Source organism: Massilia rhizosphaerae (assembly GCF_016093545.1).
Lineage (GTDB): Bacteria > Pseudomonadota > Gammaproteobacteria > Burkholderiales > Burkholderiaceae_D > Telluria > Telluria rhizosphaerae.
In genome coordinates, this window is record NZ_JADKYX010000013.1 from 154680 (window position 1) to 180251 (window position 25572).

27 protein-coding genes and 1 tRNA gene are annotated in these 25572 nt (G+C 55.9%); 19 read left to right on the forward strand and 9 right to left on the reverse strand.

Annotated elements, in window-relative coordinates:
* The first annotated feature begins 110 nt into the window (after positions 1-110).
* The 10 genes from cysS to ISF28_RS19325 all read left to right on the forward strand — a co-directional run bounded on the left by cysS (position 111) and on the right by ISF28_RS19325 (position 9928).
* Complete coding sequence (gene cysS / locus ISF28_RS19280; RefSeq protein ID WP_198118787.1) at positions 111-1508, forward strand: cysteine--tRNA ligase; 1398 nt, start codon at positions 111-113, stop codon at positions 1506-1508.
* A gap of 27 nt (positions 1509-1535) precedes the next feature.
* Positions 1536-2201, forward strand: a complete 666-nt coding sequence (locus tag ISF28_RS19285) for a DNA-3-methyladenine glycosylase family protein (protein WP_198118788.1) — start codon at positions 1536-1538, stop codon at positions 2199-2201.
* Between the two features lie 61 nt (positions 2202-2262).
* On the forward strand, positions 2263-3240 hold the full coding sequence (locus ISF28_RS19290) for an acetyl-CoA carboxylase carboxyltransferase subunit alpha (protein WP_198118789.1): 978 nt from the start codon (positions 2263-2265) through the stop codon (positions 3238-3240).
* Positions 3237-4661 (forward strand): tRNA lysidine(34) synthetase TilS, encoded by a 1425-nt coding sequence (tilS, locus tag ISF28_RS19295; RefSeq protein ID WP_198118790.1) that lies wholly within the window; start codon positions 3237-3239, stop codon positions 4659-4661. The genes ISF28_RS19290 and tilS overlap by 4 nt, the downstream gene beginning before the upstream one ends.
* 127 nt (positions 4662-4788) lie before the next feature.
* Positions 4789-6036, forward strand: coding sequence for an aspartate kinase (locus ISF28_RS19300; RefSeq protein WP_198118791.1), 1248 nt, complete (start codon positions 4789-4791; stop codon positions 6034-6036).
* 97 nt (positions 6037-6133) lie between these two features.
* A tRNA-Ser gene (locus tag ISF28_RS19305) sits at positions 6134-6227 on the forward strand.
* Positions 6228-6418: 191 nt separating this feature from the next.
* A complete protein-coding gene (locus ISF28_RS19310) occupies positions 6419-7234 on the forward strand; it encodes a hypothetical protein (RefSeq protein ID WP_198118792.1) in 816 nt (271 codons plus the stop codon).
* Between the two features lie 173 nt (positions 7235-7407).
* On the forward strand, positions 7408-7662 hold the full coding sequence (locus ISF28_RS19315) for a helix-turn-helix transcriptional regulator (protein ID WP_198118793.1): 255 nt from the start codon (positions 7408-7410) through the stop codon (positions 7660-7662).
* An 8-nt stretch (positions 7663-7670) separates the two neighbouring features.
* Positions 7671-9062, forward strand: coding sequence for an AAA family ATPase (locus tag ISF28_RS19320; protein ID WP_198118794.1), 1392 nt, complete (start codon positions 7671-7673; stop codon positions 9060-9062).
* A gap of 338 nt (positions 9063-9400) precedes the next feature.
* Positions 9401-9928 carry a rolling circle replication-associated protein gene (locus tag ISF28_RS19325; protein WP_198118795.1) on the forward strand — a complete coding sequence of 176 codons (528 nt, stop codon included), beginning with the start codon at positions 9401-9403 and terminating at the stop codon, positions 9926-9928.
* A gap of 202 nt (positions 9929-10130) precedes the next feature.
* Here the strand turns inward: ISF28_RS19325 and ISF28_RS19330 are convergent, their stop codons facing one another.
* Together ISF28_RS19330 and ISF28_RS19335 are read right to left on the reverse strand one after the other, a co-directional pair.
* Complete coding sequence (locus ISF28_RS19330) at positions 10131-10913, reverse strand: GIY-YIG nuclease family protein (RefSeq protein WP_198118796.1); 783 nt, start codon at positions 10911-10913, stop codon at positions 10131-10133.
* Between the two features lie 141 nt (positions 10914-11054).
* Positions 11055-12059, reverse strand: coding sequence for a hypothetical protein (locus ISF28_RS19335; protein ID WP_198118797.1), 1005 nt, complete (start codon positions 12057-12059; stop codon positions 11055-11057).
* A gap of 161 nt (positions 12060-12220) precedes the next feature.
* On the opposite strand from ISF28_RS19335, the gene ISF28_RS19340 reads away from it, so the two are divergent.
* Positions 12221-12472 carry a helix-turn-helix domain-containing protein gene (locus ISF28_RS19340; protein ID WP_198118798.1) on the forward strand — a complete coding sequence of 84 codons (252 nt, stop codon included), beginning with the start codon at positions 12221-12223 and terminating at the stop codon, positions 12470-12472.
* 145 nt (positions 12473-12617) lie between these two features.
* On the opposite strand, the gene ISF28_RS19345 is transcribed toward ISF28_RS19340, so the two are convergent.
* The 3 genes from ISF28_RS19345 to ISF28_RS19355 all read right to left on the reverse strand — a co-directional run bounded on the left by ISF28_RS19345 (position 12618) and on the right by ISF28_RS19355 (position 14691).
* Positions 12618-13055 carry a hypothetical protein gene (locus ISF28_RS19345; protein WP_229519203.1) on the reverse strand — a complete coding sequence of 146 codons (438 nt, stop codon included), beginning with the start codon at positions 13053-13055 and terminating at the stop codon, positions 12618-12620.
* 440 nt (positions 13056-13495) lie between these two features.
* On the reverse strand, positions 13496-14143 hold the full coding sequence (locus ISF28_RS19350) for a type VI secretion system amidase effector protein Tae4 (RefSeq protein ID WP_198118799.1): 648 nt from the start codon (positions 14141-14143) through the stop codon (positions 13496-13498).
* On the reverse strand, positions 14140-14691 hold the full coding sequence (locus tag ISF28_RS19355; RefSeq protein ID WP_198118800.1) for a PAAR domain-containing protein: 552 nt from the start codon (positions 14689-14691) through the stop codon (positions 14140-14142). The genes ISF28_RS19350 and ISF28_RS19355 overlap by 4 nt, the downstream gene beginning before the upstream one ends.
* A gap of 663 nt (positions 14692-15354) precedes the next feature.
* Here ISF28_RS19355 and ISF28_RS19360 point away from each other — a divergent pair.
* Genes ISF28_RS19360 through acpS form a run of 7 tightly spaced genes read left to right on the forward strand, consistent with a single transcriptional unit; the run spans position 15355 to position 20253 of the window.
* Positions 15355-15669: a hypothetical protein gene (locus ISF28_RS19360; protein WP_198118801.1), complete on the forward strand. Its 315-nt coding sequence runs from the start codon at positions 15355-15357 to the stop codon at positions 15667-15669.
* Positions 15666-16028, forward strand: a complete 363-nt coding sequence (locus tag ISF28_RS19365; RefSeq protein WP_198118802.1) for a helix-turn-helix domain-containing protein — start codon at positions 15666-15668, stop codon at positions 16026-16028. The genes ISF28_RS19360 and ISF28_RS19365 overlap by 4 nt, the downstream gene beginning before the upstream one ends.
* Before the next feature lie 2 nt (positions 16029-16030).
* The gene (locus ISF28_RS19370) at positions 16031-16921 is read left to right on the forward strand and encodes an ImmA/IrrE family metallo-endopeptidase (protein WP_198118803.1); all 891 of its coding nucleotides are present in this window, start codon (positions 16031-16033) and stop codon (positions 16919-16921) included.
* Complete coding sequence (locus ISF28_RS19375; protein ID WP_198118804.1) at positions 16914-17732, forward strand: thymidylate synthase family protein; 819 nt, start codon at positions 16914-16916, stop codon at positions 17730-17732. Before ISF28_RS19370 ends, ISF28_RS19375 begins: the two co-directional genes overlap by 8 nt.
* A 48-nt stretch (positions 17733-17780) precedes the next feature.
* Entirely contained in the window at positions 17781-18869 is a 1089-nt protein-coding gene (locus ISF28_RS19380; protein ID WP_229519204.1) for a nucleotide kinase domain-containing protein, read from the forward strand.
* On the forward strand, positions 18866-19783 hold the full coding sequence (locus tag ISF28_RS19385) for a nucleoside triphosphate pyrophosphohydrolase family protein (RefSeq protein ID WP_229519205.1): 918 nt from the start codon (positions 18866-18868) through the stop codon (positions 19781-19783). The genes ISF28_RS19380 and ISF28_RS19385 overlap by 4 nt, the downstream gene beginning before the upstream one ends.
* Complete coding sequence (gene acpS, locus ISF28_RS19390) at positions 19780-20253, forward strand: holo-ACP synthase (RefSeq protein ID WP_198118806.1); 474 nt, start codon at positions 19780-19782, stop codon at positions 20251-20253. Before ISF28_RS19385 ends, acpS begins: the two co-directional genes overlap by 4 nt.
* 175 nt (positions 20254-20428) lie before the next feature.
* Here the strand turns inward: acpS and ISF28_RS19395 are convergent, their stop codons facing one another.
* Entirely contained in the window at positions 20429-21277 is an 849-nt protein-coding gene (locus tag ISF28_RS19395; protein ID WP_198118807.1) for a hypothetical protein, read from the reverse strand.
* Positions 21278-21499: 222 nt separating this feature from the next.
* Here ISF28_RS19395 and ISF28_RS19400 point away from each other — a divergent pair, with 222 nt between their 5' ends.
* On the forward strand, positions 21500-21805 hold the full coding sequence (locus ISF28_RS19400) for a helix-turn-helix domain-containing protein (RefSeq protein ID WP_198118808.1): 306 nt from the start codon (positions 21500-21502) through the stop codon (positions 21803-21805).
* Positions 21806-21875: 70 nt separating this feature from the next.
* On the opposite strand, the gene ISF28_RS19405 is transcribed toward ISF28_RS19400, so the two are convergent.
* The 3 genes from ISF28_RS19405 to ISF28_RS19415 all read right to left on the reverse strand — a co-directional run bounded on the left by ISF28_RS19405 (position 21876) and on the right by ISF28_RS19415 (position 25560).
* Positions 21876-23075 (reverse strand): tyrosine-type recombinase/integrase, encoded by a 1200-nt coding sequence (locus ISF28_RS19405; RefSeq protein WP_198118809.1) that lies wholly within the window; start codon positions 23073-23075, stop codon positions 21876-21878.
* Positions 23076-23361: 286 nt separating this feature from the next.
* On the reverse strand, positions 23362-24756 hold the full coding sequence (locus ISF28_RS19410; RefSeq protein ID WP_198118810.1) for an esterase-like activity of phytase family protein: 1395 nt from the start codon (positions 24754-24756) through the stop codon (positions 23362-23364).
* Positions 24757-24837: 81 nt separating this feature from the next.
* Complete coding sequence (locus ISF28_RS19415) at positions 24838-25560, reverse strand: YukJ family protein (RefSeq protein WP_198118811.1); 723 nt, start codon at positions 25558-25560, stop codon at positions 24838-24840.
* Positions 25561-25572: the final 12 nt, after the last annotated feature.

Here is a 25572-nt window from a genome sequence, read left to right on the forward strand (position 1 = left end):
ACAAGTTTCCCGAATCGCTGTCCTGACTCTCCCGACGCGCCCGCCCCGTCCCGGCATCGCCGCAAGGCTGCGTTTCGAGCGTCATGCTCCAACCCTCTAGCAGACATCCGATGAGCCAACTCAAGATCTACAACACGCTCGCGCGTGACAAGCAGGTATTCGTTCCCCTCCAGCCCGGCAAGGTCAACATGTACGTGTGCGGGATGACGGTCTACGATTACTGCCACGTCGGTCACGCCCGGATGATGATGGCGTTCGACGTCATCTATCGCTGGCTCAAGGCGTCGGGCTACGACGTCAAATACGTCCGCAACATCACGGACATCGACGACAAGATCATCAAGCGCGCCGTCGAGAACGGCGAAACCATGACGGCGCTCACGACGCGCTTCATCAAGGCGATGGACGACGACACGTCCGCGCTGGGCATCCTGCCGCCGGACGTCGCGCCGCGCGCGACGGACTATGTACCGCACATGCTGTCCATCATCGAGAAGCTGGAAGCGAAGGAACTGGCGTACCAGGGCGAAGACGGCGACGTGAACTATGCCGTGCGTAATTTCCCGGGCTACGGCAAGCTGTCCGGCAAGTCGCTGGACGATCTGCGCGCCGGCGAGCGCGTGGACGTCAACACGGGCAAGCGCGACCCGCTCGACTTCGTGCTGTGGAAAGCCGCCAAGGAATCCGAGCCCATCGAGGCCAAATGGGATTCGAAATGGGGCAAGGGCCGTCCGGGCTGGCACATCGAATGCTCGGCCATGTCGTGCGCCATGCTGGGCGAACACTTCGACATCCACGGCGGCGGCGCCGACCTGCAGTTCCCGCACCACGAGAACGAGATCGCCCAGTCGGAAGGCGCGTTCGGTCCGCCGATGGCCAACTACTGGATCCACAACGGCTTCGTCCGCGTCGACAACGAAAAGATGTCCAAGTCGCTGGGCAATTTCTTCACGATCCGCGACGTCCTGAAGCAATACGATCCCGAAGTCATCCGCTTCTTCATCCTGCGCGCGCACTACCGCAGCCCGCTGAATTACTCGGATGCCCACATCGACGACGCCAAGGGCGCGCTGACGCGCCTGTACACGGCGCTGTCCGAGGTGGACGTGGGCGGCGAACCGGTCGCCGTCGATTGGAACGAGGCCCATGCGGAGCGCTTCCGAGCCGCGATGGACGACGATTTCAACACGCCGCTGGCGGTGGCCGAGTTGTTCGACCTGGCGTCGGAAGTGAACAAGACCGGATCGGTGGCGGCCGCGCGCCAGCTGAAAGCGCTGGCGGGCGTGCTGGGCCTGCTGGAACGCAGCCCGCAGGCCTTCCTGCGGGCCGGCAGCCCGCGCGCGGATGGCCTGGACGAGGCTGCGATCGTCGACGCGATCGCGCGCCGTGCCGCCGCCAAGAAGGCGCGCAACTTCGCCGAGGCCGATGCGATCCGTGCCGAGCTGACCGCCGGCGGCGTCGTCCTCGAAGACAAGCCGGACGGCAGCACCAACTGGCGCCGCGCCTGACGCCAGCGCGCCCGGGCAATCACGAGCATGGCACTTTCCAAGGACATCGCGGGCGCCGTTCCGGCGCCGCCGGACGTTCAGCCTTCGCTTCCACCCTATTGGGCGGAAGCGAAGGACGAACTCATGCGCCGGGACCGCATCATGAACAAGCTGATCCCGCAGTTCGGCGACATGCACCTGCGCGGCCATCCGGATCCGTTCACCACGCTGGCCCGTTCCATCGTCGGCCAGCAGGTGACGGTCAAGGCCGCCGAGGCCGCGTGGGCGAAGCTGCGCGTGCTGTGCCCGAAGATGACGCCGTCCCAGGTGATCAAGGTCGGGGCGGAATTGTCCGGTTGCGGCCTGTCGAAGCGCAAGACGGAATACATCCTCGACCTGGCCGATCACTTCAAGGCGAAGCGCGTCCATGCGGATCAATGGTCGCAAATGGACGACGAAGCCGTTATCGCCGAACTGGTCCGCATCCGCGGCATCACGCGCTGGACAGCCGAGATGTTTTTGATATTTAATCTGCTCAGACCGAACGTCCTGCCCCTGGACGACCCTGGCCTGATCCAAGGTATTAGCCAGAATTATTTTTCCGGTGAGCCAGTCTCGCGCAGCGATGCGCGCGAGGTGGCGGCCAACTGGGAACCCTGGCGAACCGTTGCCACGTGGTATTTGTGGCGTAGCCTGGACCCGGTTCCGGTATAGAATAGCGCCCTTGCCGCCGCGCGGATGATGTTCCGCGGCCACGAACACACCCGGAGGTACAATGAGTAAAACAACTTTCCTCAGTTTCGAGCAGCCGATTGCCGAGCTCGATTCCAAGATCGAAGAGCTGCGCTTCGTGCAGGATGATTCCGCCGTCGACATCTCGGAAGAAATCGATCGCTTGGCCAAGAAGAGCCAGCAACTGACGAAAGACATCTATGCCAAGCTGACGCCCTGGCAGGTTTCGCAGATCGCCCGTCATCCGCAGCGTCCGTACACGATGGACTACGTGAACGCGATCTTCACGGATTTCCATGAACTGCACGGCGACCGCACCTTCGCCGACGACCAGTCGATCATCGGCGGCCTGGCCCGCTTCAACGGCCAGTCGTGCATGGTAATCGGCCACCAGAAGGGCCGCGACACGAAAGAGCGCGCCCTGCGCAACTTCGGCATGCCGAAGCCGGAAGGCTATCGCAAGGCCATGCGCCTGATGAAGCTGGCCGAGAAGTTCAACCTGCCGATCTTCACCTTCGTCGACACGCCGGGCGCATTCCCCGGCATCGACGCGGAAGAGCGCGGCCAGTCGGAGGCCATCGGCCACAACCTGTACGTGATGGCCGAGCTGAAAGTGCCGCTGATCGCGACGATCATCGGCGAAGGCGGCTCCGGCGGCGCGCTGGCCATCGCCGTCGGCGATGCCGTGCTGATGCTGCAGTATGCGACGTATTCCGTGATCTCGCCGGAAGGCTGCGCGTCGATCCTGTGGAAGACGTCGGAGCGCGCGGCCGACGCGGCCGACGCCCTCGGCCTGACGGCCCACCGCCTGAAGGCGATGGGCCTGATCGACAAGATCGTCAACGAACCGCTGGGCGGCGCCCACCGCGACCCGGCCCAGATGGCGCAGTTGCTGAAGCGCGCGCTGGCCGATTCGCTGCGCCAGTTCCAGGGCATGAAGACGAAGGACCTGCTGGATGCCCGTCACGCGAAGCTGATGGCCTACGGCAAGTTCAAGGAAACGATGCCGCGCGAAGAGTGAGCCGTTCGTCCGCCGCTACAACCACCGTTTCCGCGGCATTCGCGCGGGCCATCCAGGCCTTGCGCGATGAGCATTTCCCCGATTCCAGTACTCCATGCATCGCGGTCGCCCTCAGTGGCGGCCTCGATTCGATGGTGCTGCTGCGCCTCGCGCACGCGTACGGGCTGCATCCTCACGCATTCCACGTCCACCACGGCCTGAGCCCGAACGCCGACGCCTGGCGCGAGCATTGCGCGACGGCCGCCGGCGAACTCGGCGTCCCTTTCGACTGGCGCGCCGTCTCCGTTGCCAAGGGCAAGAGCGGCATCGAAGCCGCAGCCCGCAAGCAGCGCTATGCGGCGCTGGGCGACATGTGCCGGGCCCACGGCGTCGACGTGCTGCTCACGGCGCACCACCTCGACGACCAGGCCGAAACCGTGCTGTTGCAATTGCTGCGCGGATCCGGCCCGGCCGGCCTGTCCGGCATGGATGCGGCGAACCGCGCGCCCGGCCTGCTGGGCGACGCGCGCCTGCTGATGGCGCGCCCGTTGCTCGGCGTGGCGCGCGCCGACCTGGAGCAAGTGGCGCGGGAGGAGGGCATCGCGTGGGTCGAGGACGAATCGAACGTCGATCCGCGCTATGCCCGCAATGCGCTGCGCCACCAGGTGATGCCGGCGCTGGCCGCAGCGTTTCCCGGCTTCCAGCAACGCATCGCCCGCAGCGGCGCGCACGCACGCTCCGCCCAGCGGCTGCTCGACGAACTGGGCGAACAAGACCTGCAATCCTGCCTGGCCAGCGATGCCCTCGACCTGGCGCGCGTACGCGTGCTGAGCCGCGACCGCATCGACAACCTGCTGCGCCACTGGTTCGCCGTGCGCCGCCTGGCGATGCCGTCGACGGCGTGGCTGGCGCAGATGGTGGCGCAGATCCTGTCGGCGCGCGACGACGCGCAACTGCTCGTACAACATCCCGATGTGCACGTGCGCCGGCACCGCGACCATTTGTTCCTCGTGCCGCGCCTGCCGGACCTCGCGGGCATGCGCGATCCGGAGGACGCCGGCATCATCGACAAGCGCGCCCAGGCGTTCGTGTGGCGCGGCGAGGCGGCCATCGCCTTCCCGGACTACGGCGGCGTGCTCCACTTCGATCCGGCGGAACGCGGGTTCGATCCCGTCTGGCTGCGGGGGCAATGTCTCGAGATCGATTTCCGCAAGGGCGGCGAGCGGCTCAAGCTGGCGCCCAACCGCCCCACGCGCAGTCTCAAGATGCATTACCAGGCGAGCGGCATCCGGGCCTGGGAGCGGGGGCGCCTGCCCATCGTCAATGCCGGCTTCGACCTGTTGTTCGCCGCGGGACTCGGCATGGATTGCCGACACGTGGCAGACGGGCCGGGGCGCGTCGCATTGCGTTGGGAAAGCGCCACGCCGGCCATCCCCGGATAATGTCCTTTCTGCATTACCATATTCCTATTCGGTATAGATTTCCCGGCCTGACGGCTTGTGATTCCGCGCCGCAGCATGTAGAGTAAAAGGCTCATTTGATTTTTTACAAGCGGAAATCCCTTCAGTCATGGCCTTAATAGTCCACAAATACGGCGGTACGTCGATGGGTTCGACGGAACGCATTAAAAACGTCGCGGCCCGCGTCGCCAAATGGCACGACGCCGGCCACAGAGTCGTTGTTGTCCCCTCGGCAATGTCCGGTGAAACCAACCGTCTGATCGGCCTGGCGAAAGAGATTATGTCGCAGCCGGACCCCCGTGAACTGGACATGATCGCATCGACCGGCGAACAGGTGTCGGTGGGCCTGCTGGCCATGGCGCTGCTGGCGCGCGGCAAGGATGCCGTGTCGTACACGGGCTGGCAGGTCGGCATCAAGACCGACTCCGCGTTCACGAAGGCTCGCATCCAGTCGATCGACGACAGCCGCGTGCGCGCCGACCTGGACGCCGGCAAGATCGTCATCATCACCGGCTTCCAGGGCGTGGATGATGAAGGCAATATCTCCACGCTGGGCCGCGGCGGTTCGGACACCTCCGCCGTCGCGATCGCGGCCGCGCTGAAGGCCGACGAATGCCTGATCTACACGGACGTCGACGGCGTCTACACGACCGACCCGCGCGTCGTGAGCGACGCGCGCCGCCTGTCCAAGATCACGTTCGAGGAAATGCTGGAACTGGCGTCGCTGGGCTCGAAAGTCCTGCAGACCCGCTCCGTGGAATTTGCCGGCAACTACCGCGTGCCGACGCGCGTGCTGTCGTCGCTGACCGACCCCCTGATGCCCCTGGAAGAAGAAGCCAACTCGGGTACCCTGATTTCGTTTGAGGAAGAAAGCAACATGGAACAAGCCGTCATCTCGGGCATCGCCTTCCACCGCGATGAAGCCAAAATCACCGTCCTGGGCGTGCCCGACAAGCCGGGCGTCGCCTACCACATCCTCGGGCCGGTCTCGGCGGCCAATATCGAGGTCGACATGATCATACAGAACCAGTCGGTCGACGGTAAGACCGACTTCACGTTCACCGTGTCGCGCAACGATTTCCAGCGCGCCATGAGCGTGCTGGAAGGCGTGCAGGCCGAGATCGGCGCCGCGAAGATCCTGGGCGACGCCAAGGTCTCGAAGGTGTCGGCCGTGGGCGTCGGCATGCGCAGCCACGTGGGCGTGGCCTCGCAGATGTTCCGCACGCTGTCGGAAGAGGGCATCAACATTCAGATGATCTCGACCTCGGAAATCAAGATTTCGGTCCTGATCGACGAGAAGTACATGGAGCTCGCCGTACGCGCGCTGCATAAGGCGTTTAACCTGGAGCAAGCTTAACTTTTTTCAAAAAAATGTCCGTGCTTCCTTGACCAAACGAAGTGCGGACATTAATATGCGTGCACTCAGCGCTGACGCATAAACGTTGAAGCTGACTGGAGGCGTGGCCGAGTGGCCGAAGGCACTTCCCTGCTAAGGAAGCATACGGGCTTAAACCTGTATCGTGGGTTCGAATCCCACCGCCTCCGCCAAGATAAAGCGGAAAACCCTGTAAGTTCAAAGACTTACAGGGTTTTTTGTTTTTCAGCCCATCACACAGCCCATCACCGGGCAAAAGTTGATCTCTGGCACGTTCGCTGTTCGGTATCATTCGGTTAAGCCTAGCGCGAGTTCGTACGCGTTCGGCGCGACAGGCGTTTGATAACTTGACTGGAAGTGAACGATGACAGAGACGAAGAAGCCGCAGGCCCCCGAACGTGGTGTAAAGCAAATGTGTGACCTAGCCATCTTGAACTTGGCGACTTGCCACGCCGAGCTTAGACCTGGCTCGACTACCAAAGACTTCCTCAGGGAGGTCATGGACATGGTCGCGAAACATGACAGCCCATCCGTTGTTGATCCGATAGGAATCATCATGCAGTTCCTCGGGGCGGAACTCAGGGCGAAAGGCGTCGATTGGGTGGCCGCACAGCCGTTCGGGCCAATCCTTGTCTCGGCCGCGTACTGCGTGAGGGCGCGGGCGAACATTAAAAGCGGTTTTAATGAACTGGCTTGGTCAAACATGGCAGATGCCATGTTCTGGTGTGGTGTAGCGAATACGAGCAAGGGCGTCGGAGCGCTCATCTCTGAGGTTCAAACTGAGGCACGTGCAGAAGGCGAAGCGCAAGCGGCGAGCGAGAACGCGAAATCAGGTGCGGCAGCACGCAGCGACGCTTGGCAACCCATCCGAGAGTTTGCTTTGCGGTATGCGCGACGGCCGGGCATGAAGTGGGACTCTCGTAGTCACGCTGCTGAAGTCATAGCCAAAGCTACTATGGAATTCTGCAACGAGCAGAAAGCGCTTGCGGACGCTAAAGCAGCAGAAATCAAAGTTGAAAAGCAGAAGGCTCGGGAGGCCGGTAAAGCCTACCAGGGGGACGATAAAGTTACTCGTCTACCGAATATCAAGCCGAAGAGCTTTGGGCGGACCGTTGATGGCTGGCTCAAGGACATGCCTGATGCAGTCAATTTATTTCCCTCCAGCAGAACTCTCAAGTAGCTGTGTCATGCCCGCCCAACGCTGTTTGGGGCGGATGGACCACGTTTCGTAAAAAAAAGTCCACAGTTTGGCGGCAAACCGCCGCAGTTTGCCGCCAAACTGGTCTGGTGGCGTCCCTCCAATGCCGCATAAAGTTGCCTCATCGATTCCAAACACACGAAAGGAGAATATCGATGAGTGCAAGTGCCTCCCAGTTGAAGAAAGTTCTGCGCGTTAAGCACATGAAGGAAAAGCTCGCGATGTCCGTCGCGAGCCTATACAACAAGATGAACCCGCGCAGCAAGTATTACGACGCTTCGTTCCCGCGTCCGATTCGCCTTAGCGCAAGTCCCGGTCCTGGCGGAGCAATCGGCTGGCTTGAATCTGACGTAGACGCTTGGCTGGAGAGCCGTCAGCACACGGCAACCAAGCTGCCCAGCGGCATGTGAGGGGGCATATGTCCAAGATTATCCATTACCCGTCTCCTGACGATGGCGTGCAACTTGTTCGCGCCGACGAAGTTGATTCCGTCGCGTCGGATTGGCACATGAAAGGCTGGCTTCCTGAAGGCGAACTCGTCATCTTGGGTGGAGATGGGGGCGCAGGCAAGACATTGATCGCGCTGGATTGGGCTGCGACCCTGAGCAATAGCGGTAGGCGTGGTGGTGTCTTTCCCGATGGGACACCGGCCCAGCGCGGCAGCGCCCTGATCTGGTCTTGCGAAGACGATTTGCAGCGTACCCTAAAGCCCCGCCTGGATGCGGCCGACGCGAACTACGGGAAAATTTATTTCGTCGGTGATGTCGTGGAGTTCAGCAACCGCCGCCGCTTCGACTTCACGAAGGACCTGCCGCGACTGGTCGAGGAAATCAAGCGGATTGGCGATGTCAAAATGCTGGTGATCGACACGGTCATGGAGGTCGTTTCAGGCGGAGGTACAAATGCCAAGAAAGTCCGTCAGGACTTGATTAAGTTGGTTGATCTCGCGCACAAATACCGCATCACCGTTATCGGTATCGCTCACCTCGTCAAGGAAGCGAAGAAAGGCGGATTGGTCAAAAGCCTTGCTGGCAGCCAAGCTTTCAGCAACCTTGCGCGTCATGTATTGATTGCCATGCGCGTCAATGTTCCTGAGCAGGATGAAGATGCTCCCTCCGTGGGGGTTTTGATCCGGGCTAAGACCAATATTGGCAAGCCCGGCGGTGGGCTAGTCTACGAGATTCATCCGGCAAGAGTGAATGCCATCGATGGCCGCGAGATCGATACAACACGGCTCAAGTGGCATAGCGAGGTACGCCCAGGCGCCGCCGAGGACATACGCCGATGGGCAGAAGGCGCCAAGGAAGATATGGCAACCTGCCCGCCTAATCGAGCGCAGGAATTCCTGATTCGTCTTCTGGACGATGGGCCGATTGCTGTAACGAAAGCCTATGCTTTCGCGGAAAAAGAGGGCATTACGCAGAAGATGTTGCGGGGCGCCTATGAAAAACTGGGTGTGATTTCGACAAGGATACGCGACGGCAGTGGGGACCGATGGCATCAGTGGTCATGGCCCGAGGGCCGCGAAGTCGATTCGCCGTTTAATGGAGATCGTGAACACGCGGGGCATTCCAGGCAAGCAGGGCAAGTAAGGCAAGCAGGGCAAGTAAGGCAAGTAAGGCAAGCAGGGCAAGCAGGGCAAGCAGGGCAAGCAGGGCAAGCAGGGCAAGCAGGGCAAGCAGGGCAAGCAGGGCAAGCAGGGCAAGTAAGGCAAGTAAGGCAACGTCAAAGGACGTATGAACTCGGTGACCCATGTGCGATAGGCGAAATGCTTGATCAATACACAGCGAGGGAAAGGGCACCTTGGTAGCGGTTCGAATAGGCGTATTGTGGCGACATAAAAGTCCATACGGAAAAGTAACATCCATTGGCGTTGGCTGCGAACGGCGACGGTATTTTTATTTAATCGTTCGTTGTTTTGTGATATTGCGTTTTTGCTTCTTATGTAATATATGTTGAGAAATTTATTCTTGGTGATAATTGATAGGATAAAAATAAACTGACAACGCTGATTTGTTGATGTCAATATCAGTGAGGTCAGTAATGTTTTCCGTTGAAGAGAATTGTGTGAATTGCGTAAATAATGGCGATGAAGTAAGGCGCCGTAAAGCGGAGCAAACAAGAAGCCGAAGAAATAGAAGAAGAGGGTTGGAATTCGAAGCGCGCATGTTTGATCGGAGATCTCGTTATCTGGTGTTGTTTCTTACACTTAACTATAAGCAGGAATATCGTGACGATGTTACGCTAGGAACGGTTCAGCGACATCGAGACAGATTTTTTGACTATATGGAGTCTGACGATCATCCGTTGCTAGGCGAAATTTGTGGTCTTATTTGGAAGTTGGAGGAAGGTCAATGGTCGGGTGGACTACACTTGCACCTTGTGGTTTTTTATTCCGGTAAGAGACGTGCCGATGTCATGATTGCTAGACAATTGGGCGAGTATTGGTCCGAAATAATTACGAAAGGATGGGGTGCATATAGAAATAGTAACGCCGATAAAGAGCGGCTGGAATACCGATGGGGAGTAGGCATCGGACAGGTTAATCGTCACCGAGATTCGAAACGGGACTCACTTCAGCTATTCATCGAGAATTACATGACGAAAGCCAATCAAGTTCCGAGAACGCGAACAAAGGATGACAAGTTGTTTGGCACGCGAGATTTCGACCGTTAGCATAGCTGCCGGGGAGGGCTGGGAGGTATGAATGCCACGCAGCAGGCAGTTCATACTTTCCCAGGTTGGGTAATGTGTAGTAGCTTGATCTTGAGCTAACAGAGACTGTCAGTTAGGCGGTAGCTCAAGCCTCAACGCGCCCCCTTCGACAAACGCATCCGGGATTGTGATAACAACGATCTGTTTGGACTGCTTGTTGGACCTAACGCGTATCCCGTGGCTTAATCCGTTCCTCTGCAATACACCATCTATCGCAAAGGGCCGCGAGGCAGCAGTCCAGCGCGTTCGCGACGGGCCTTCGGAGGCTTGCAGAGTCCGTCGGCAACCACAGTTGCACAGCGGCTTCCATTGACCGGGTAAATGGTGGAATTTCGACTTTCACGGGCGCCATGATGACTTTCCCTGCCCTCGGCCGGTACGTCCCAAAGATACGGTCGCCCGCGTCGTAGAATTGACCTTCGTACATTGTGGCACCGCCGTCTACTCCATATACCCCGGCGATGTCCGCATCAAGTTGATACCAGCCGGCATCTTTGAACCGCTCGAACCGGCCGTATCCGGTGACCGCCGCCTTCAGCCTTGAGACCACTGCGCGTTCACGCTTCCGCCAATAACGATCTGCAACCCCATCCAGCAGAGTTTCTAGCCAGCGTTCGGCTCCTCCAACATCCAGCGCAAACCGCCAATGCAGGGTCATGTTAAGGGCCGCAGAGATGGCCCTTCGGGCGTCATCGCTCCCAGAAAACCATTCACCGCTGAGTCGGTATTGTTGAAGTAGAAGATGCAGCCGTTCTTCATGATGGCCGAATGCGGGAATGAAATGGATGATTTCTATACTGCACCGCCCTTGCTGTTCAAGTTGCAACCGACGTCGATCAACGTTTGAGCTTCGCCCGATCTTGATTAGGCCGTGAGCGTTCTGCATGACATACAGGTGGAGCTTAGCCGTGTTCGGGTTTTGAAGGGAGTGCAAATCGCTGGGCATACTGACACCTCCAGAAATCAGGAGCAGAGAACATCTCGTGTTCCATTGACTATCCAAACTTATCCGTTGCATTGCTTTCGAAACTCTAACCCAACTGACAGAAAATTTCAGATCAAGTCGCGTTTACTACAGGTAATGGGCTCAGGTCGGTGGCAGACCACACTGATTTCGCCACTCCTGCATCATGTCGTTGCTCACAGGCGCATCGTCCCCCATTCCACTCTTGAAGCCTTTCAGCTTGTTGTCATAGCACGCCTCTTTTGAGTTTTCAGCTTCGTGAACATGGACGGACGATGACGTTTTCTCGGCAATTTCTGCGGTCTGAAATTGTCCGGGGGTAACGTCGGCCGGTATGTCCAAAGCGTAATGAACATGATCGTCACCGCGATGATGCAGGAGATCGCGAATTGTCATGGTCCAGTTCCTACTTGTGCGAACTGTGGCGCCGTCTTGCTTTTGAATTTCAATGCCAGCCCAATTTGGGAAAACCTTCTTGTCATTGACGACCCATTGGAAAACTTGTGTAACTTTGGTGACATTGCCAAAGCTTCTTTCAATTTCAGTAAGAGTATTTTTCTCATCTCTTTCATAACGCTCCTTCTCGCTCCGCAAGCTGGCGAGATTGCGTTCCAAATTGGATGCCGTGTCGCTGGCCGCCGCTTGGGACCGTTCCGCTATTGATCGTGCGCTGGCAAGAGAACCCATTTCATTGCGAATTGCGGCACGTCTCATGGCAGATATAGGGTTTTCATGCGCAAATTGCTGGTTTGCCTTGGTTTCTTCGGCCTCAATTTGTGCCAATTTCTGCTGTGCTTGTTTAGCTCGATCAGCTTCCTCAGCAGGAGAACGTTTTGCTTCCTCTATCCGTTGATCAAAAGCTTGGTAATAGTTTTGAAACTCCTTGTTGGTTTCGTTGATTCGTCGTGTGCGCATAGATGCCATGAGTGCTGGTGCGCCTTTTAAGACGCATCGATATTCAACGCTTGGGCGATTACTGTCATCCTTGAATGTCCGCCACTCCTCACTTTCACAGGAGGCGCGACCAGACAATGCTGATTCATATGTGTGGGTTTGAACGTCTGGAAGGGACGCATTTTTGACGGTGGCGATATCTGAACTTCCACATCCTGCGAGGAAGATAGTCATCAATGTAGCGGTTCGGAGGTTGGTAAAAAACTGCGGCATGAATCACCTTTCTTGTTAAAATAGTAATAAATAACACTTTGGGTTTGGTTTGGCGTGATGAATATAGCAAACCAAACCCAAAGTGTGTGGATTTGGGAGGTGCAACCCGCAAAACTGCGGCCATGTCCCACCCAACTCAAACGCTGGATGTTCAGGTGCGCTTTGCCATGAACATGCGGCGCATTAGAAAATCCAAAGCATTCACGCAGGAACAAATTGCCGAGCGCGCGGAGCTGCATCCGAACTACATCAGCTCGGTCGAGCGCGGAGAGCGCAATATCTCGTTGCGAAATATCGAGAAAATTGCGATTGCGTTGGGCGTCGAGATGGCCGAACTGTTGATAGACCCGCCGAGCGCTGTGAGCGGGTCCTAATGTGCCCGAAGAGGAGCCTTCGGGCTTGTTGCCCGTTTGGTTGTTTCGCCTTGAGGCGTCGAGAGTTGAAGAAAAATGCCTACAGCCCCGGAAGGGGCTGTAGGCATTAAAAGGGATAAGGGGTGAACGCTCGCGAAACCGGGCGTCAGGATGTTCGCGGCCTACTGAACGTATGGTTGCACTCATGGCAGGTATAGTTATTGAGCACATGTGTATCGATCTGTTCGCCAACCGTGGAGCCTGCGGCGCAGCCGGCCGCACCGCCGAGCAGCGCGCCCATGAGCGCGCCCGCCAACCCACCGAAAATTGAACCGATGGGACCGGCGACCATGCCGAGCGCAGCGCCGGTTTCAGCACCACCGAGTGCGGCGGCGGCGCTACCGGCTGCACCGGCAACTGTGCCGACAGCGCTACCGGCCTTGCGGGCATAGTCGCGAGTAGTAATGCGAGAAGAGTTACAGCGGGGACAGGAAATGCGAAGAGTCATATTGGCCTCATGAAAATTTAGGGTAAACGGCGTTACCCAGGCATCCCGAAAGGGCTGCTCACTGAGGTGATATATGGCTGAAAAATTCTGGGACATGGGCGCGCTGTGCCGATCCGGCTGATATGAGGATGCGGCCCCGTGCAGAGGGCGGTTATGCCTGCTTGATTTCGCAGGTCCGGTGTGTCGCAAGCTGGTAAATTTCCGTCATCTCTTTATGGCATAGGCCACGAGATACAGTAGAGAGGTGATGACTATTAGAGCCAGGAGCCTGCCAATTTTCTTAGACGTTGAAACGCCAGGGCGAGCGCTTATCCATCCAGTTACCGAAAAAACAAGCGACGGACCAAGAAAATACGTCGCGAGAAGGGCGGTCGCCCACCACGGCACAGAGCACGGCCCAATTTCGTAACAACCCGAGGAACCATGGTGTGCCAAATTGATGCCAAACCACTGTGGCATGTGACTGCCAGCGAACATAGCAGCCCACGTCGTGAGAAATCCAACGATCAAGAACACACCCGACAGGCCGAGACGCTTCACTTGACCTCCCAAAAGAGGATGAGTTTCGCGTTACGCAAGTCCGAGTAGCCAAGAGACGTGCCCGGAATGTGGGCGCTTTGCACGCCTATCCATCTCCCAGCCACGGCAATGAAATCTTCAGCGCTCGCAATTGTTAGGCGCTTGCCATTCCATAGATCGATATGACCTCCGCTTGCTTGTCCAGTCGAATCCGTGTCGCGCGCCCAGTAAGCATGAAACATGATGATCCCTGTGCGTCCATTGATCTTCGATTCCCAATCCTTGCCGGTGATGTTCTCGGGCTGCTTTGGTAGACCGCAGAACGGTTGCAGTTTGAGCCATTCACCAAGCTCGTAGGCCCGAACGGCGGCGGGGAAGCCGTCCATAATGACACGGCCTAGTGCCTGCGCACCTGGCATCGGTTTCACAGTCTTCTGCGAGAACGACAGCATTTTGATGCCGACCTTGTGAAAGGTTGCGCTCATGCGCAAGGCGCATTGGTTGCTGTAGTCCGCCTTGTCATCCGGCGCGGGCTTGAACGGGGCGCCGGTCACGTAGTTCTCCCACAGGTCGCTGAATTTTACGACTGGCACGTCGATCTTGCAGACCGAGTCCTTGATGGTGTTGGTCCTCACGCGGGCATGTTGCACAAGCGTTTTGGTCATGCCTTCGTTCCTTCCATCTTGGTAAGCGCTTCCTCGCCCCAGTACACCGTGTATTCGTCCTCGCCAAAGGTATTAATGCGCGCCAGCAGGCCATCGGCCTCGGCCCGGCCCGAGAACGTGCGCCCGTCCAATGTTTCAATGAAGTAGGGCACGCCTTCAATCGGAGGCGCGACCAATTGCGGCCGTTCGTCGTAGAGCGCTTCTTTCGGCCCAGGCTCTTTTACGGACACCCACTGACCGTCTGCATTGAGGAAGTGCTTTTCCGCGATGGCCTCGCCGCTTTCATTTCCGACGCCATCGATATCGTTGAGCGTCGAGTAGAGCGGGCACCCGCCGCTGGTCGACATGCCGTGAATTACCCGGCATCGGCCATTGGACAGCGTGGAACGAGAGAACCCTTCCGCAATCATGCAGTTCTTGCGGCAGGCCATGCGCGCGCCTTGGTAAGTGTACGGCACTCCATGACTTGTACAAGTATCAAGTCCTTCCGCTACCTTGCCGCCGCAAGCGGCCTTGTCCCCCAAACGAATCCATCCGATGATCTTCACACATCGTCTCCTTTCGGTGCCGCATAGCACGGTTGCAGCAGATCCGGTATGCCATCATTGTCGGCAAATTCACGAATCTGCGCGGAACTTTGTAAACCGCCGGTCACGGTGTCGCCGATTTCGGCGGCATTCCCACGATCTCTACCGGGCGAGCCCTGCGGGCCAACGTACAGCCCGCGCCCGACACTAGACACTAGACACTATTGTGCTCTCCGTGCCGTCGGCGTAACGAACTACATCGCTCACGCAAGCGATGTGGTGGCTGTTCGAGTCCATGCTAACCGTAACGACTTTGCCGCGCAGGCCACTTTTGCCATGAACTCAGCCGCTAAACGCAACCTATTCTCGTCGGTGGATTTTATTGCTTTTCTCTCAAGTCGAATGCCGCTTACGTGCGGTAGCGTGCGCACCGGAAGATTGTCGCGCGGACATTTTCTCAAGAATTGCGTAAAGTCAAATTTGACCGCTTGAGTTGTATCCTAACTTTGCGTCAGGAGTAGTACGCACATCCATCCACTGTGCTCGTCATTAGTTGAAGCCTGCTAAGTTGCGGCGACAGTTTCCGTGTGGCAATGTTCGCAACTTTTTTGCAGATGCGTTGTTGCAACTTCCAGGAATGGTGGTAAGATATTCTTACTAGTGGTAATGACGATGGAGGAAAACATGAACGCTGCGCTGGTGCGAGAAAAGCTTGTTGAAGTGCTTACGGAAATTCAGCTTTCAAGTGGGCTTCACTGTCCGCCGCTTGAGGGCACCCTCAAGCCGGTGGAGGCTTTACCAGAGTTCGACAGCAAAATTTGGCCGGTCGCAATTGGGATTCTGGCTGCAAAGCTGGAAATTACCATTGCTGATGACGTAAACATTTTTCGTCAGGATAAAAGCTGCATTGCGCTTACACTCGACCAAACCGTTGACTTAGTAGTCGCAATTGCTAATTCGCAGGAAGCAGCAGTAACCGCTGTGGCAGGAAAAAAATGACGAATCTTCAGGAATCTATGCGTCAGTTAATAGCAGATCGGTTACGTGAGGCGCGAAAAATGGCGGGGCTGTCGCAGGGGCAAGTTGCCAAAATGTTCGGAATGCATCGCCCCACGATTTCAGAGATCGAGGCCGGTAATCGCCGTGTTTCAGCGGATGAAATGACTCGTTTCGCTGAGACGTACGATGTGACGGTTGCTTGGTTAATGGGCGAGACAGCTGAACAGCTTGACACAACCGATCCCCGGCTTCAGTTGGCTGCAAGGGAACTTAGTAAGCTCAAGCCTGACGATTTGGACAGACTTTTAAGACTCCTGGCTTCCATGCGAAACAAAGATGATCGTGATGACGAGGTATAGGGATGAATGCGCTAGCAACGAACGCGATCCGCTTTGGACAGAATAAGGCTTTAGTAATGAAAGGCATGCAGGCGGCCATCGCTGCACGGAGCAAGGCTAAGCTGGATCAGAAAAATCCAATCTGCGTATACGGGCTTTGCGAATTCAATGGTGTATCTGTGCGATTTAACGATATAAACATGGAAGGCATGTATGACCGTGCGCCCAGACCTCGAATTCATATATCTGCGCTTCGTCCGTTAGCACGTCGGACATTCACCTGTGCACATGAGCTTGGACATCACATTTTCGGACATGGTTCGTCAATTGACGAGCTCAGGGACGACAACGCCCAAAATCACGATCGGCCGCCAGAGGAAATAATGGCAGATGCTTTTGCTGCGTTTTTATTGATGCCTACTTTGGGTCTTCGCGAGGCGTTCACGCTCCGTAAACTGGACCCTAATACGGCATCTGCGAAGGACGTTTTCTCGATAGCATGTCAGTTCGGAGTAGGGCAGGCTACGTTAGTAAACCATATGGCTTATGGAATCGGGATGATCGATGTTGGACAGCGCGCTCGACTTGGAAAGATCACACCGAAAATGATCCGCACTGAATTGCTTGAGGAAACGGTTCCGGAGCCCCTGACAGTAGCGGATAGATATTGGAGCTCGCCTACTTTAGATGCTGAGCAAGGGACTTGGCTGTTGCTTCCTCATGGGGTTGTCACGGATACCAAAATACTGATGCCGCACCACGATGTCGCGAGCGGACGTCTATTCAAAACCGTACAGCCAGGAATTACGCGAGCAGTGGTCCCAGGTAGCGACTGGGCTACGTACGTTAGAGTTGCGAAGAGGCAATATGTTGGATTGGCTAAATATCGACATTTAGAGGATAACGATGACTAAGAAGCATCCGGTGACTACCGCCCCGGTCCTTGTGGACGAATCGAATCTCTCGCGAGCTTGGGCTAAGGCTGCTCTATATGCACTTGACCATTCGGGATCAGAAATCTCACCTCTGATTATCAGCGTGACCGGCTTTGATGACAATGGCGACGCTCAAGAAGATAGCGTAGTTAGAGGTGAACTCGATAAGTTGCTCTTTTCCAAGAATTACCGGAGTGTGGCCGATGTCGCCTTCACTATTTTCCCGCAGCGCTTGTGGAAAATTTCTCAAGGCGACAGAGAGAAGCTGTTTGAGTATTATCATTCCGCTTTTCCGAGATATCAGGCTATGAATCGAAAGGGTAATAATCGCGGTCTCTACTTCGAGCGATTGACAAAATATGGCCGAGGTCCATGTGAGGGCAATCAGCTAGAATGGATTTTGTCGCAATATAACGGCCGTGGAGGAGTACGTCGCTCGATGTTTCAAGCGAGTGTATTTGATCCAGAAAGAGATCACATTGCAACGGCACAGCTTCAATTTCCATGTCTGCAACACGTTAGCTTTGAGCCGACACCCGAGGGGCTTGTTATTAATGCCTTTTACGCAACTCAACAACTATTTGTTAAGGCATATGGCAACTATTTAGGATTAGCTCAACTTGGCGCCTTTATGGCCCACGAGATGAAATTGAAATTAATACGGATGAATGTTGTCGTCGGCGTTGCGAAATTTGAACGAATTTCAAAAAATGCAAGCGAATTAAGTCCGTTAGTTAATGCGTGTAGAAACTGCGTCGAAGGATATGGCTCTACAGTAATTGCAGCCTAGGGCGACGTGTCAGTAAATGCATTGTTGTGAATGACGGTGAGATGTAAATTGAACATAAAAGATGAGAGTCGGCGGGGGCACTTATTTCCTATCAAAACCAGTGCCGCCTTCGACACATATTGGCGATTTGCGGCGGAGAGGCAGGCAGTATATTTTCGAAGACTGAAAGAAAGGAGTGGTCCGTGGACAAATGATCCTATCATCGGTGCTCATAAATTTACTAACGCCTATCGGGCAGCGGATAGAGTAAGCCAATTCCTTATTAGGAATGTGATTTATCGAAATGACCTCTCGGTGAAAGCGGAAGAAGTATTCTTTCGATTAATTTTATTCAAGATATTTAATAAAATAGAAACATGGGAGCTGCTTGAGTCTGAATTGGGGGAGATTTCTTATAAAGAATATAGTTTCGAAAAATATGATGCAATACTGAGTAAGGCGATGTCTGAGAAGCATCGAATCTACTCAGCGGCGTACATAATGCCGCCAGGAGGTTCAGCATTTGGGCATAAGTCCAAGCATCAAAATCATCTTCGTTTGATCGAGTTAATGATGAAAGATGGTTTGGCAAAGAAATTGAGTAAGCTCAAAAGAATGCAGCCTGGATTTGAGTTGCTGAGAAATTATCCTACTATTGGTGATTTTTTGGCGTATCAATTTATTACCGATGTTAATTATAGTGAGATAACTGATTTTTCGGAAATGGATTTTGTTATTCCCGGCCCCGGAGCGCGAGATGGGATCAGGAAATGTTTCATTGATGGCGCAGGTCTAAATGAAGCAGAAATCATTAGACTGATGGTCGATAATCAGGAAAGAGAGTTTGAGCGCCTAGGCTTGAGTTTTGAATCTCTTTTTGGTCGCCGCCTTCAGTTAATTGATTGTCAAAATCTCTTCTGTGAGGTAGATAAATACTGTCGTGTCGCGCATCCCGAGATAGCGGGATTATCGGGACGAACTCGAATCAAGCAAAAATTCACTCCCACAGCCGATCCATTGGTTCCTTGGTTTCCGCCCAAGTGGGGTATTAATAGTCGCATTTCCGTTATGAGCGAAAATGCAACAAAAAGTATATGTAAAAATTTTGAGAGTTCAAGAAAGTTATCTCGTCCAATTTTAAAACTTCGGAGTAAATGATGGATTTCAACGCCTATCAGCAAGCTGCGCAGAAGACTGACCGAGTACCTAGTCACGGACCATCTGTGGAACGTGTCGACTTGATTGTCCCTTTGCTAGGGCTTGCTGGTGAGGCAGGGGAGTTGTTAAGCGAATATAAAAAGCATCTGCGCGATGGAAATTCTCATTTGTTATTTCGAGAACGGATTGCTGAGGAGCTTGGTGATTTGTTATGGTATATCGCAAATGTCGCCGAGAAATCCAACCTCAACTTAGAGGACATTGCTCGCGACAATTTGCGAAAGACCCATGAACGCTGGGGAGGTGCCTCGTCCGCTAGCCTGATATTTGATGAAAAATTTGGGGCCCATGAAAGACTTCCTCGTCGCTTTGTCGTTGATCTGGCCGAAATTGAGATAAATGGTAAAGCTAAGATTCGAGCAAGCATCGATGGCGAACAGATAGGCGATGATTTGACTGATAACGCTGACGATCCCGATGGTTATCGTTTTCACGATGTTTTTCATTTGGCATATGTTGCAGTGTTGGGATGGTCTCCTGTAATTAGGAAGTTACTTAAAAAGAAACGTAAGAGTGATCCTCAGGTTGATGAGGTGCAAGACGGCGGACGTGCGCAAGTAATTGACGAAGGGATTGCTGCATTGGTTTTTGAGTATGCAAAAGGACACCGGTTCCTGCAAGGTGTGACCGCTGTCGATTACCAATTGCTACGCACGATTAAGGGAATTACATCAGTTTTAGAGGTAAGAGAAAGAACGATGGGGGACTGGCAACGTGCCATTCTCGTCGGTTTTGAAGTTTGGAGGGAAGTTCTCAAAAATAATGGCGGACGAATATTGGTTGATCAGGATGCTAGGTCACTGACATATTTGAACCGTGCGAGCGAGCAGACACAAAGTCGGGTGGTAGCATGAGTAATGGCGGTCCTAACGGATTACAGGGCATCCTCGTTGGGCACGGGGTTGATATTGTTGAACTTGACGATTTTTCTCGCTTGTTGAAGGAGCCAGCACGCGCCTTCCTCAACCGTCACTTTACGCAAACTGAGTTGGCGGACGCGGGAGGCGGCGCAACACAAATCGAAAAGCTTGCCGGTAGACTCGCTGTCAAAGAGGCAGTAATGAAGGCATTGGGAGTAGGGTGGGGCGACGGGATAGCATTTACCGACGTTGAAGTGGTGACGCTGCAAAGTGGCGCTCCTACTGTGACGCTTCACAGGAAAATCGGAGCACTTGAGTTGGAAAGAAAAATTTCCGGGTGGTTCATTAGCATTAGCCACACACGCGGCATAGCTATGGCAAGCGCTATAGCAGTGTGTTCGTTGATAAATGTGCCCGTGGAAAGCACAAGGGAAATTTCGTTTTCGCACGGAGTAGAGAAATGAGCGGGATGGATTGTCGCGATTAATGACTGTGCTGACCGTTCATTTTTTTTCGGCCAGTAGCCATATTTCCCTTGGGTTATTAGCTACCTTTTTCATTTCTCTTGTTGGCCCTGCTCGCTCATCTGTAGGCGGTACATCGAACGATATTGTTAGAGACACCAAGATTGAGCAGGGTTCAGATTTTTCTGAAGCTGGCCCAAATCCAGTGGCACTGCGAAATGAAACGCTTTTTGCGCTGTCGTGCCCACGCCTCGAAAGGCTTGACGGGGTGCCATAGCACGTTCTTCCTCCGACCCGGCCAGAGCCGGATATGGAGGGTGCCAAACGACCCATTCTTGTCAAACCTGTCGTTGACATGACCAAAATAATGCTTGTTGCGGTCTGCCTCGGCGACGTAGTCACCCTGGCCGCCGATGTCGACTACGGCGCGGACGGCGTGAATAAGAATTGTGGCCCACGTGTTTTCGTGGTGACCGTCCCAGCCCTTGTGGTAGTACGCATCGATGATGTCTAGTGCATCTGCGCTGACGCGGTAAAACGGAAGGAAAATTAGCCAATTGTCGTCAGGGTCGCAACCCGGCGTCCGGCGCATTGAAGCGTAGACCCACTCGTCGTAGCCGGGCACAAGGTGCGTAGCAAGGAGGTCGCCCGGTCGCTTATTGAGGTCGCCGAACAGGCAGGCGGGGTCGCCCGTGTACTCAACGTCGTCTTCTAAGAACCAGTAGTGTCGAAACTGCGGCTGCAACTTACGGAAGATGAGCGTGATCAAATCGCTGTTACCCGGAATAAGGTTGAACGGCCGGGCGGCGCCTTTGTTGGGGTAGCCGAGGGTGTCGACCGCATCTACTCCGAAAATATAGTGATCCATGGTTACACCATCCAGATCGATCTGCTGGACGTGTGATGTCGCCGCAGCGTCGAAGGTGACCACCGCAAAACAGTTGTAGGGCCGGACTTCGAGGAATGCCGCCCGGAACCGCAAAAGGCGCTTGCGAGCAAGCTTCACGTTGGTCGTGATAAACAATAGGACATCCGACTTTACTTGCTGATGGGGCCGCATGGTGGGTGGCGTCTCGGATGAATCGAGACAGGCGGTTATTGAGTTCATCGATAGTTTTGGGCTATGGGTTATTGTTGTATGGGTTTTAATTAAGTTGCAGTTTGGATACTGCATCCTACCAATTTGGTAGTATCGAGGCAAGCCGAACCGTGGACTATCTTTTCCTTTACGTTTGGGAAGAGAAAGATGTCTGTACTGGGCGAACGTCTAAAACAAGCACGCCTCGAAAGCGGGCTGTCGCAGGAACAGCTTGGTCTTCGTGCCGGTATCGAGGTTGAAAGCGCAAGCGCTAGAATGAATCGCTATGAGCGCGGCACACGCGTCCCTGGCGTTGAGTTGATGGAAAAGGTGGGAAATGTGCTAAATCTGCCACTGGCCTACTTTTACGCCGCAAGTGAAGACGAGGCGCGGTTGCTCGTTATGTTCCACCGCATGTCGAGCAAGGACAAAGTGAACCTACTTCAGTTTGCCGAGCGATTAATGACACCTTAGCTGAATGAATGTACGCTGCTGTGAAGGCGGTGCAAGGATTCGACACCAACGTACCGGAGTATGTTGATCTTTAAGTTATCTCTTCGGTATATACGTGCCGTGCCCAAGCGTCCATCAGTGGTCGGCGTTGCTCCAGCAAGTCGGTTCTGTGGTACGCGGCCTCAACCTTGTTTGCAACGGCGTGTGCCAAGGCGCGTTCGGCCAAGTCCCGAGCGTAGCCGTGTTCGCTGGCCCAATCCCGAAAGCTGGACCGGAACCCATGGGCTGTGGCGATTCGCCCCGGAGTATCGCTTTCGGCCTTTACCCTGCGCAGTAGCGCAGTAAGCGTCATGTCACTCAGCACCTTTTCACGAGGCGACGGGAAGACGAGCGTGTCGTGGAGTTGGAATTGCTGCATGGTCGTCAGTAGGGCTATAGCGGCGTCCGAGAGCGGCACCCTGTGCGGCTCCCTGGCCTTCATGCGCTCGGCCGGAATGTTCCAGATGCGCGCTTTCATGTCGAATTCGCTCCAGGTCGCTCCGCGCACTTCCCCGCTTCTGGTTGCCGTGAGAATGAGCAGGAGGAGGGCGGCCCTTGTCGTGTCGCCCGGTTCCCGCTTCGCGAGGTGCGCCGCCGCGAATTTCGGTACATGCTGCCAAGGCATCGCAGGCTGGTGCTCCGGCTTTACGGATTGTTTTGGCAGTATGTGATCGATGACTGAAACTGGATTTGCCCCGATGTGGCCGTGTGCCCAAGCCCATTGCATGACCGCGTGCATACGCTGTCTGGTACGACTTGCGGTCTCGGCTTTTGACAGCCAGATTGGGCGGAGCACATCTGCGCAGTCGGCAGGCGAGATCGAATCAAGCTTCCGATTACCGATTTTGGGGAAGGCGTAGGTTTCAAGGGTACTGAGCCATTGAGCAGCATGCTTCGCGTTCTTCCAGCCCGGTTTTAGCTCGTCGTGTACCTGTCGTGCAGCCTTCTCGAATGTTAGTTCCGCCGCTGCGATGGCCCTGGCTTCACGCTCTCGGTTCCGCTCATCTATCGGATCGCTGCCGTTGTCGATAAGCTTGCGCATGGCAGTAGCCTTCTCGCGGGCTTCGGCAATTGAGGTTTCGGGATAAGTGCCCAGGCCCGCATCACGTCGCTTGCCAGTTACGGGACTGGTAAAGCGCAACGTCCACTTGCAGCCCGTCTTGGTCGGAGCAAGGAATAGTCCTGTTACTTTGCCGTCAAATACGGGTTTGTCGGTTGGCTTGAGTGCGCGTGCTTGTTTGTCGGTTAGCATAGATTTGGCCCATCAGTCAGCCCATCGGAATGCATCAGATGGGGTTGTAAGTTGTTAGGATATTTTGGAAAATGGAAGCCTGCAAGGCCTTGAAACACAAAGGAAATTTTCGAAAGCATTGAATGCCGTTGGAAATGGCCTTGGCAGACACCGCCTCCGCCAGAATACTGTTTGCCAAGCGTTGGCAAACAACTAAACCCTGGTTCTCGCACTGAGAGTCGGGGTTTTTGCATTGTTGTGCCGCTTTCGCTCCGCGCGATTTGGCCGGGAGCCTCGGCCGCATGCCTCAAGCCCGGCGCCGCACGCGCGCCACCAGTAAGCCCAGGCCCGCGAACACCAGCGCGATCGACGACGGTTCCGGCACGTCCGCCCGGAATTGTTGGGCCGAGTATGACGCACCGACGTTGTTCAAGTCGGCATCGCTGATACCGAATACGTAGAACTGATTATCGCCCGCACTGGCGCGCACGAAGTCGTTGTCGTTCGTGACGTACAGCGTATGCATCAGGACACCGTCGTCGACCACGTCGGCGCCGAACGCCATGCCTTCGATCTTGGCTGGAATCTGCGCGGGCGCGATACCGTTGACGCCCAGGACCGCCACCGCGTCCAGCACGAGGCTCTTCGGCACGGCCTGGGCCGACAGGTCGCCGCTGAGCGCCGTGACGTCCTGCGCGCCATCGAGGTCGACCTTGAAGACTTGCTTGACCTTGGCGTTGGAGCCGTCGCCCAGGCCCTTGCCGTCACGCTCGTCCACGAGGAATTGATGGTCGTTCAAGGCCACGATCTCGCTGACGCCGGAGCCGGTGGTCAGCATGTACGCGTATTCGTGAGTGACGCCGCTGGCGAGGTCGATCGTCACGATGCGCAGGTTCTTGGCGGCGTCCTGTTCCAGCGGCGCCTGCATGATGCCGACAAGGGTCTTGCCGTCCGGCGTGATCGCCAGGCCTTCCATGCCCTTGTTGGCCCTGCGGCCGGTGGTGTTGCCGCTGATCTCCGCAGCGCCTTGCGCGCTCAATTGAGCGGCCGCCAGGTTCGCCGGCAGCGCATACGAGCGGATGCGTTGGCCGGTCGCCCGGTCGATTTGATAGACATAGGGACCGTATTCGTCGGACACGAAGATGGATTTGCCGTCTATCGACACGCGCACGCCCTCAGGGTCGAGGCGCGCGTTGTTCGGATTGGACGACGGCTGGGACGCATCGAAGTTGTCCGAGCGTCCGGAGAAGTAATAATGACCATTGCTGTTGAGCGCAGGCGTGGCGCCGGCGGCGTATGCGAGCGGTGTTGCGCTGTACATGAGCGTCGTCGCGCTCAGCGTCGGGGTCAGCGTCCAGCCGAGGCCCGTGCCGCCGGTATTCTTCGCCAGGCCGAGTTGGAGCGTCTGAAAGCGAGGAATGTAGGACGTCGTGTCGTCGAGCGCCGCATTCCAGGGTGTCGCGTTCGGACCCCGGTCGGGCGTCGCGACGAACGTATTGCCGCCGGCCCAGGCGAGGCCGGAGCCGAGGCCGCCCAGCACGTTGCCGGCAACGCCGTTCTCCAGCGGTCCCGCCGTTGCGGCGGACAGGTCGCCACCGCTCGCGTTCAAGGTGCCGATCGCCAGCAACACGGGCGCCGCCAGCGCGGGCTTCAGCCCGCACAGCGCCACTACAAGGGCCAACGAAAGTTTTAATTTGTTCATCGTCCTCGCCTCCAGTTGATTGAAAGTTCATCAACTTTAAGGCGCGAAGGTTACCGGACGATTACTGTTTCGATGACCTGGTCAGGAGGCTTCCTGCGGTGCGTCCGTTTCGGCCGGACGCTTGGCCGCCTTGTCCTTCTTTTGTTTCCGATCGCCCAGCGCGTTACCCGTCTTGTCGTCGGTGGCGAATGTTTGCGATTGAAAGGCGAACAGGAACGCTTGGCGCTTGCCGCTCGGATATTCGAAGATCAGCCCGCCATCCTGGAACACGCCGTTGTCCTTGCGATAGCCGGCGCCATTGCCTTGATTCATGTGGATGTCGTGGATCCCGTTGCCCGGCAAGAAACGGAAATAGCGATCCTTCTTGCCTTTTTCCGGCCCCCACCTGCTGCCGAAGGCATAGACGACGCTGCCTTCCTGCCGGATCGCCGCCGCGACGGCCGCCTCGAGTTTGTCCTTCAAATCATTGTCGGCACCGGGCGCATGGGGAGGCACCGCGCGCATCGTCGCGGGCTTGATCCAGCCGCTGCGTACGTAATCCAGCGCCAGTCCATCCGGCTTCGACGGCAGGCGCGTATAACCCGGCTCCAGCGCCTGCAACTCGGCGGCATAAGTGTCGGGAATCCTGGTCGTCGTCGCGAACAATAGATTGGACGGCGCGTGCGGTGCCGCCGACTTGACGTTGACCGCGATCCTGAACATGGTCCTGTCCACGGAAACGAGAATCTGGTAATGGTCATCGTCGGCATCGCGCAGATGGCCGGTGATCGTTCCTTTCAAAACACCGTACTTCGAAACAGGCATGGAGGTTTCCTT